Origin of the sequence: Paenibacillus sp. MMS18-CY102, assembly GCF_009789195.1 — a bacterium.
Classification (GTDB): Bacteria; Bacillota; Bacilli; order Paenibacillales; family Paenibacillaceae; genus Paenibacillus_T.
On the sequence record NZ_WSTC01000027.1, the window covers coordinates 69305 to 76512 of the forward strand.

Below are 7208 nucleotides of genomic sequence, written 5' to 3' on the forward strand. Positions count from 1 at the left end.
GCTATGATACTGGTAATCGACAATTACGACTCGTTTACGTACAACTTGGTGCAGTACTTGGGCGAGCTAGGGCAGGACATCGTTGTGAAGCGTAACGATGAGATCGGGCTGGATGATATCGCGGCGATGGCGCCCGATCATATTCTTATTTCGCCAGGGCCATGCTCACCGAATGAGGCAGGCATCAGCTTGGCGGTAATCGACCGATTCAAAGGGCAAATCCCGATATTCGGTGTGTGCCTTGGCCATCAATCGATCGGACAAGCATTCGGCGGTGACGTTGTACGTGCCGAGAAGCTGATGCACGGCAAAACTTCTGAGATCCTTCATGATGGACGCTCGATCTTTGAAGGCATCCCGTCACCCTTCATTGCTACTCGCTACCACTCGCTAATCGTCAAGCGCGAGACGCTTCCCGATTGTTTGGAAATTACGGCAGAGACAGCAGAAGGCGAGATTATGGGCCTTCGCCACAAGGAGTATCCGATCGAAGGCGTACAATTTCATCCGGAATCGATTATTACCGAGAACGGCCTGACGATGCTCCGCAATTTCCTTGCTCTACGAGCAGGCGCAGCGCGATGAAGGTCGGGTACAACGGTTCCGTCATACTAGCGGAAGAAGCTGTGGTCGGCGTTTTCGACCATGGCTTTTTGTACGGAATGGGGCTATTCGAGACGTTCCGTACATATAGAGGGCGTCCGCATTTGCTGGAGGGCCATTTGCGCAGGCTGGCGGATGGCTGTGAGGTGCTTCGCATTCGATACACGCCGGATGCTGCACAGATAGAGGGCTGGCTGGCTGGAGTTATGGAAGCGAACGGGCTGGCTGACGCTTATGTCAGGCTGACTGTCTCTGCAGGGGATGGCGGGCTCGGGCTGCCGCTGGGCGATTACGAGCAGCCGAACGTCTGGCTTCTTGTGAAGCCATTGCCGCCAACGCCTCCGCAGTTGTACGAGACAGGGCGAGAACTACGGCTGCTGCGTACGCTCAGAAATACACCCGAGGGAAATATTCGATTAAAATCTTTGCATTACATGAATAATATTATCGCGAAGCAAGAGTTGCAGCTCGCCGGGGCAGCCCCCGGAGCGGAAGGGCTGCTCTTATCCAAGGAAGGCTGGCTCACGGAAGGCATCGTCAGCAATTTGTTTTTTGTACGAAACGGCATTATTTGCACGCCAGCACTATCAACAGGCATATTGCCGGGAGTTACGCGCGCGCATGTATTGCATTTGGCGCAGCAAGCGGGTTTTAGGATCGAAGAAGGGCTATATCAGTGGGAAGAGCTGCTTGGTGCGGACGAGGTTTGGGTGACGAACTCGATTCAGGAGCTTGTTCCCATTACAAGCCTTGCGGATCTGGCAGGCAATACAGTCAAGGTTGGCGACGGTACGGCTGGCCCTACACTTCGCAGGCTGCTGGAGCTTTATCGAAGCTTTTAGAAGGGATGTATGGCAATGGCTCCTAAGAAACACACCTTGCAATTGGGCGGAGGCGTCCAATTGGAGCTTGGCGCGAGAACGTTAATCATGGGCATCCTTAACGCCACGCCGGATTCCTTTTCCGACGGAGGGCGCTACGATACTGTGCAGGCAGCGGTAGAGAGAGCGAAGGCTATGGTTGCCGAAGGAGCGGATATTCTCGATATCGGGGGCGAATCGACACGGCCAGGGTTTGTGCCGGTTCCCGAAGAAGAGGAGATTCGCAGAGTGGTTCCCGTCATTGAGGCCATTCGTTCGGCGCTGCCTCACATCCCGTTGTCCATTGATACGTATAAATCAGAGACAGCACGTCAATCCTTGGCGGCAGGAGCGCATATCATAAATGACATTTGGGCGCTACGGCATGATCCCCAGATGGCAACAGTCGCAGCGGAGTTTGAGTGCCCGGTTATTTTGAATCACAATCGTCCAGACCGCAATTATGCCAATTTAATCTCAGACGTTATCGCCGACTTGCAAGAAAGCCTTCGTATCGCACATGCCGCAGGTGTGCTGGATGATCGCATTTGGCTCGATCCCGGCATCGGGTTTGCCAAAGGATATGACGAGAACATCGCAATGATGGGTCGGCTGGAGGACTTATCTCAACTAGGCTACCCCGTGCTCCTAGGCACGTCACGCAAAGGGTTTATTGGACAAGCGCTTGGCGGCGTTCCTTCTAACGAACGGGTTGAGGGCACGGCTGCTACTGTAACGCTTGGCATCATGCAGGGCTGCGGAATTGTTCGGGTGCATGATGTTCAGGCGATGAAGCGGGTAGCGCTCATGACGGATGCGGTTGTTTATCGGGACCGGACCATAGGCTGATGAAATATAGCTGGGGCTGGATCATCAGCTCGGGCAGTCATCTGGCTTGAGTTAGATAATTAGAGGCAAGGAGGGAATCTTATGGATACGATGACGTTGAAAGGCATGCAGTTTTTCGGGTATCATGGCGTTTTCGCTGAAGAAAACAAACTTGGCCAAAAATTCGGCGTCGAGCTCGAATTGAAACTTGATTTGTCGAAAGCAGCCAAGGAGGACTGTTTGGAAGCAACGGTTAATTATGCGGAACTTCACGCTTTGGCGAAAGCTATCGTTGAAGGCCCGCCCTTCAAGCTCATTGAAGCGTTGGCAGGTGCCATTGCATCTAAGTTGCTGCAGACTTATACTATTCTCAATGAAGTGACGGTTCGTGTCACGAAGCCGAATCCGCCTTTTGAGATTCATTTTGATGGCGTGACAGTAGAGCTTCGCAGAAAGCGGGATGGACATGGTACAGTTGTTCCCGCCTGATTTTGCGGGTTTCATAGAGGCTTACATCGCGCTCGGCTCCAATATTGGAGATCGGGGCGATACGCTGCAGCGAGCAATTGAACAAGTTGCAGCCCGTGAGGATATCTTTGTTGAACGGGTATCGCATGTGTATGAAACAGACCCAGTGGGGTACACGGATCAACCTGCATTTTTGAATATGGCAGCGGCGGTTAAGACCCGGCTTGGACCAGAAGAGTTGTTAGATACGCTGCTAGCGATTGAGCAACAGCTCGGGCGCGTTCGCCTTGTCCATTGGGGACCGCGTACGATCGATCTTGATTTGCTGATGTACGGCGATATTTCCCAAGTTACAGAACGGCTCACTATACCTCATCCACGGATGATGGAGCGGGCGTTCGTACTGGTTCCGCTTCGCGACGTGCTTACAGAGACGCACCCGCTGCACGCAGCGGTGGCAGAATCAGCTAACTTGGCTTGTCGGGACGGAAAGGAAGGCATCACTAGATGGAAAACGACCAATTGGCACAGCGCATCCGCGCATTTCGAAAGTTAAAGGGCTTTACCCAGCAACAGCTTGCGGAACGGTTATCGGTATCGGTAGCGGTACTTGGCTCTCTCGAGCGGGGCACGCGCAAGCCGGACCCCAAACTGCTAGCTAACATTGCGGAGACGCTTGGCATTGATTATGCCGAGCTAACTCAAGTAAATAAGGCACATTAATTAAAGGATTGGACTGCCGAACAAGAGAACGGGCCAACTTGGATGCAGGTTACGGAAGGAGTATGGAGCAACGTGTTAAAAATCGGAAATATCGAGATGAAGAACAATGTGGTGCTGGCGCCGATGGCTGGTGTCTGCAACCCAGCCTTTCGTCTCATTGCAAAGGAGTTCGGCACGGGCCTCGTTTGTGCAGAGATGGTAAGCGATAAAGCAATCTTGCATGGCAACAAGCGGACGCTAGAAATGCTCTATGTTGACGAACGCGAGAAGCCGCTCAGCTTACAAATTTTTGGGGGCGACCGCAAATCGCTCGTAGAGGCGGCTAAGATCGTGGATAAGCAGACCAATGCCGACATCATTGACATTAACATGGGTTGCCCGGTCCCAAAGGTAACCAAATGCGATGCAGGCGCACGATGGCTGCTGGACCCGAACAAGATTTATGAGATGGTTTCGGCTGTTACTGAGGCTGTTGATAAGCCCGTAACCGTCAAAATGCGCATCGGCTGGGATGACGAACACATTTTCGCTGTTGAGAACGCTCGTGCTGTAGAATGTGCAGGCGGCAGCGCTGTTAGCGTGCATGGCCGGACCCGGGAGCAGTTGTATACCGGCCAAGCAAATTGGGATATTATTAAAGAGGTCAAGGAAGCCGTATCCATTCCGGTTATCGGTAACGGAGACGTATTCTCGCCGGAGGATGCGAAGCGGATGCTTGACCACACTGGTGTTGACGGGGTCATGATCGGCCGCGGCGCACTCGGCAACCCTTGGATGCTTTATCGTACGATTCAATATCTGACCAATGGGGAATTGCTGCCAGACCCGACACCGCAGGAGAAAATGGAGATTGCCATTTTACATATGGACCGCTTGGTTTCATTGAAGGGCGAATCGACGGCTGTTCGCGAGATGCGCAAGCATATGGCTTGGTACATGAAAGGCTTACAAGGTTCCGCCCGCATTAAAGATACCATTATGGAAGAAACAAGCCGCGACAAAATGGTTGCGATCTTGAATCAATATATCGAATCTTTACCGGAGGATGCAGGCACTGTAAAAGCAGCCAATTGGACCGACGGTGAAGCGGCAGCCCAATAGGGAATCCGTCATTCCGCCAAGGCTGGCTTTGATTGACATTTGATGTGATACTGCAATATAATCAAGCAATATAAACGGAGCAAGCGCTTTTATGGACCTTTTTGAGGGCTAACATGAACAGCGTTTTGTGTAATATATTAAGTAATAGTGAATTCATACAGGCATCATGAATGTATGAAAATACTTCACGTGACAGGAGAATCACAAGATGGGCGATAAAGAGGTTATTCTGACTCAGGACGGGTTGAAGAAACTAGAAGAGGAACTCGAAAACCTCAAATCGGTAAAGCGTCGTGAGGTGGCAGAGCGGATCAAAGTTGCCATCGGCTACGGTGACATCAGTGAGAACTCGGAATACGAGGATGCGAAGAACGAGCAGGCTTTCATTGAGGGGCGTATTATTACACTCGAGAAGATGCTGCGCAACGCGCGTATCATTAACAACGATGAGATTGATACAGAAACGGTGAGCATTGGCTCTACTGTAACGGTCGAAGATATGGAATTTGGCGACAAAATGGATTATGCAATCGTCGGAACGGCAGAGTCCGATCCGTTGAATAACAAGATTTCTAATGAGAGTCCAGTTGGCAAAGCAATTTTGGGTAAAAAAGTTGGCGCTATCGTTGAAGTAAGCGTCCCTGCTGGCGTCATTCAGTATAAAATTCTCGAAATCAAAAAATAAGGTTTTCGTGCGGCCCACTCGAAAAAGCTTCCCTTGGAAGCTTTTTCGTTCGTAAGAAACCGTTAGGAGTGGTTATCTGTGGATCAGCAACAACAAGAGTTACAAGAACAGCAAGAGCTAAGCGAGCTTTTACAAATTCGCCGCAACAAACTGGATGAGCTTCGTGCGCTCGGCGTCGACCCATTCGGCAGCAAATTCGAGCGGTCACATGTTGCAAAAGACATTCTCGACGCTCATGAAGAAACGACAAAGGAAGACCTCGAGTCCCAACAAATCGAAGTTACGCTTGCTGGCCGCATTATGCAAAAGCGCGGCATGGGCAAAGCATCCTTTGCTCATATTCAAGACCTGACAGGCAAGATCCAAATTTATGCGCGCAAAGACACGCTTTCCGAAACGGAGTACGCTGCTTTTGATCTGCTCGATATCGGAGATATCGTAGGCGTTCGTGGCGTCGTATTTAAAACCAATACAGGCGAAACGTCGGTAAAGGCAAAAGAAATCGTCGTTCTGACGAAATCGCTGCTTCCGTTGCCGGACAAGCATCATGGACTCAAAGACGTGGAGCTTCGTTATCGCCAGCGTTACGTCGACCTCATTACGAACCCAGAAGTGCAGCAGACCTTTATTGCGCGTTCCCGCATTATTCAGTCGATGCGCCGTTACCTTGATTCGCTTGGCTACCTTGAAGTAGAAACGCCTACACTGCACAGCATTGCAGGAGGAGCGTCTGCACGTCCATTTATTACGCATCATAACGCGCTCGATATGCAGCTCTATATGCGCATCGCAATCGAGCTTCATTTGAAGCGCCTTATCGTAGGTGGGCTGGAGAAAGTTTATGAAATCGGCCGCGTTTACCGGAATGAGGGCATCTCGACACGCCATAACCCTGAATTCACGATGATCGAATTGTATGAGGCGTATGCGGATTACAAAGATATCATGGCACTTACGGAAAACCTCGTTAAACATATTGCCCAAGAGGTGCTTGGCACAACTGTTATCGATTATCAAGGCAGTGAAGTTGACCTGGGCACGCCATGGCGCCGAGTTTCGATGGTTGATCTCGTTAAAGAGGCTACAGGTGTAGACTTTGCGGCGGCAATTACGAACGAGGAAGCGCATGAAGCGGCTCGCCAGCACAAAGTGCCGGTCGAGAAGCACTGGGCGGCAGGCCATATCCTCAATGCGTTCTTTGAGCAATTCTGCGAGCACACACTCATTCAGCCTACATTTGTAACAGGGCATCCAGTGGATATTTCGCCACTTGCTAAGAAGAATGAGCAGGATCCGCGTTTCACGGATCGTTTCGAACTCTTCATTGTAGCGCGTGAGCATGCGAATGCCTTCACGGAGCTTAATGATCCAATCGACCAACGCGAGCGCTTCGAAGCGCAGCTCCTTGAGCGTGAGCATGGCAATGACGAAGCGCATGAAATGGATGATGACTTCATCCGTGCGTTGGAGTATGGCATGCCGCCAACCGGTGGTCTGGGCATCGGTATCGACCGCCTCGTTATGTTGCTGACGAACCAACCGTCGATTCGTGATGTATTGCTGTTCCCGCATATGCGCCATCGCGCAGGCGAATAGCTATCCGTTTCATGCCGCCGAGCGAACTTTCGCTCGGCGGCGTTTTGTTTCTTCTATAAGAAGAGATTGGGCGTTCAAAAAACAATTTCACTTTTTTCTAAAATAGGGGTTGCAATCGTATAAGCGCCTATGATATATTATTCAAGTCGCCGCTGAACGAAACGGCAACACAAAACAAAAGCTTGACCAACTAAACATCATCTGATATAATGTAAAAGTTGTCGAAATTGTTCTTTGAAAACTGAACAACGAGCGAAACTGTCAGAATAAATGTTTCAAAATGAGCTACAAATGCTCTAAAGTTGAAGATTTTCAACTCGCGTTGAAAACTTCTTTTATGGAGA

The 7208-nt window shown here is 50.6% G+C and carries 9 protein-coding genes; all 9 read left to right on the forward strand.

Annotated features, from left to right (window positions below; genetic code table 11):
* Positions 1-3 precede the first annotated feature (3 nt).
* On the forward strand, positions 4-585 hold the full coding sequence (gene pabA, locus GON22_RS19005) for an aminodeoxychorismate/anthranilate synthase component II (protein ID WP_160397693.1): 582 nt from the start codon (positions 4-6) through the stop codon (positions 583-585).
* Positions 582-1445, forward strand: a complete 864-nt coding sequence (locus tag GON22_RS19010) for an aminotransferase class IV (RefSeq protein ID WP_160397694.1) — start codon at positions 582-584, stop codon at positions 1443-1445. The genes pabA and GON22_RS19010 overlap by 4 nt, the downstream gene beginning before the upstream one ends.
* Before the next feature lie 15 nt (positions 1446-1460).
* Complete coding sequence (gene folP, locus GON22_RS19015; RefSeq protein WP_160397695.1) at positions 1461-2312, forward strand: dihydropteroate synthase; 852 nt, start codon at positions 1461-1463, stop codon at positions 2310-2312.
* An 81-nt stretch (positions 2313-2393) separates the two neighbouring features.
* A complete protein-coding gene (folB, locus tag GON22_RS19020) occupies positions 2394-2780 on the forward strand; it encodes a dihydroneopterin aldolase (protein WP_160397696.1) in 387 nt (128 codons plus the stop codon).
* Complete coding sequence (gene folK, locus GON22_RS19025; RefSeq protein ID WP_160397703.1) at positions 2758-3315, forward strand: 2-amino-4-hydroxy-6-hydroxymethyldihydropteridine diphosphokinase; 558 nt, start codon at positions 2758-2760, stop codon at positions 3313-3315. Before folB ends, folK begins: the two co-directional genes overlap by 23 nt.
* The gene (locus GON22_RS19030; RefSeq protein ID WP_160397697.1) at positions 3267-3482 is read left to right on the forward strand and encodes a helix-turn-helix domain-containing protein; all 216 of its coding nucleotides are present in this window, start codon (positions 3267-3269) and stop codon (positions 3480-3482) included. Before folK ends, GON22_RS19030 begins: the two co-directional genes overlap by 49 nt.
* Positions 3483-3554: 72 nt before the next feature.
* Positions 3555-4583 (forward strand): tRNA dihydrouridine synthase DusB, encoded by a 1029-nt coding sequence (gene dusB / locus GON22_RS19035; protein ID WP_160397698.1) that lies wholly within the window; start codon positions 3555-3557, stop codon positions 4581-4583.
* A 208-nt stretch (positions 4584-4791) separates the two neighbouring features.
* On the forward strand, positions 4792-5268 hold the full coding sequence (gene greA, locus GON22_RS19040; RefSeq protein ID WP_160397699.1) for a transcription elongation factor GreA: 477 nt from the start codon (positions 4792-4794) through the stop codon (positions 5266-5268).
* Between the two features lie 78 nt (positions 5269-5346).
* Complete coding sequence (lysS, locus tag GON22_RS19045) at positions 5347-6864, forward strand: lysine--tRNA ligase (protein WP_160397700.1); 1518 nt, start codon at positions 5347-5349, stop codon at positions 6862-6864.
* The last annotated feature ends 344 nt before the right edge of the window (positions 6865-7208 follow it).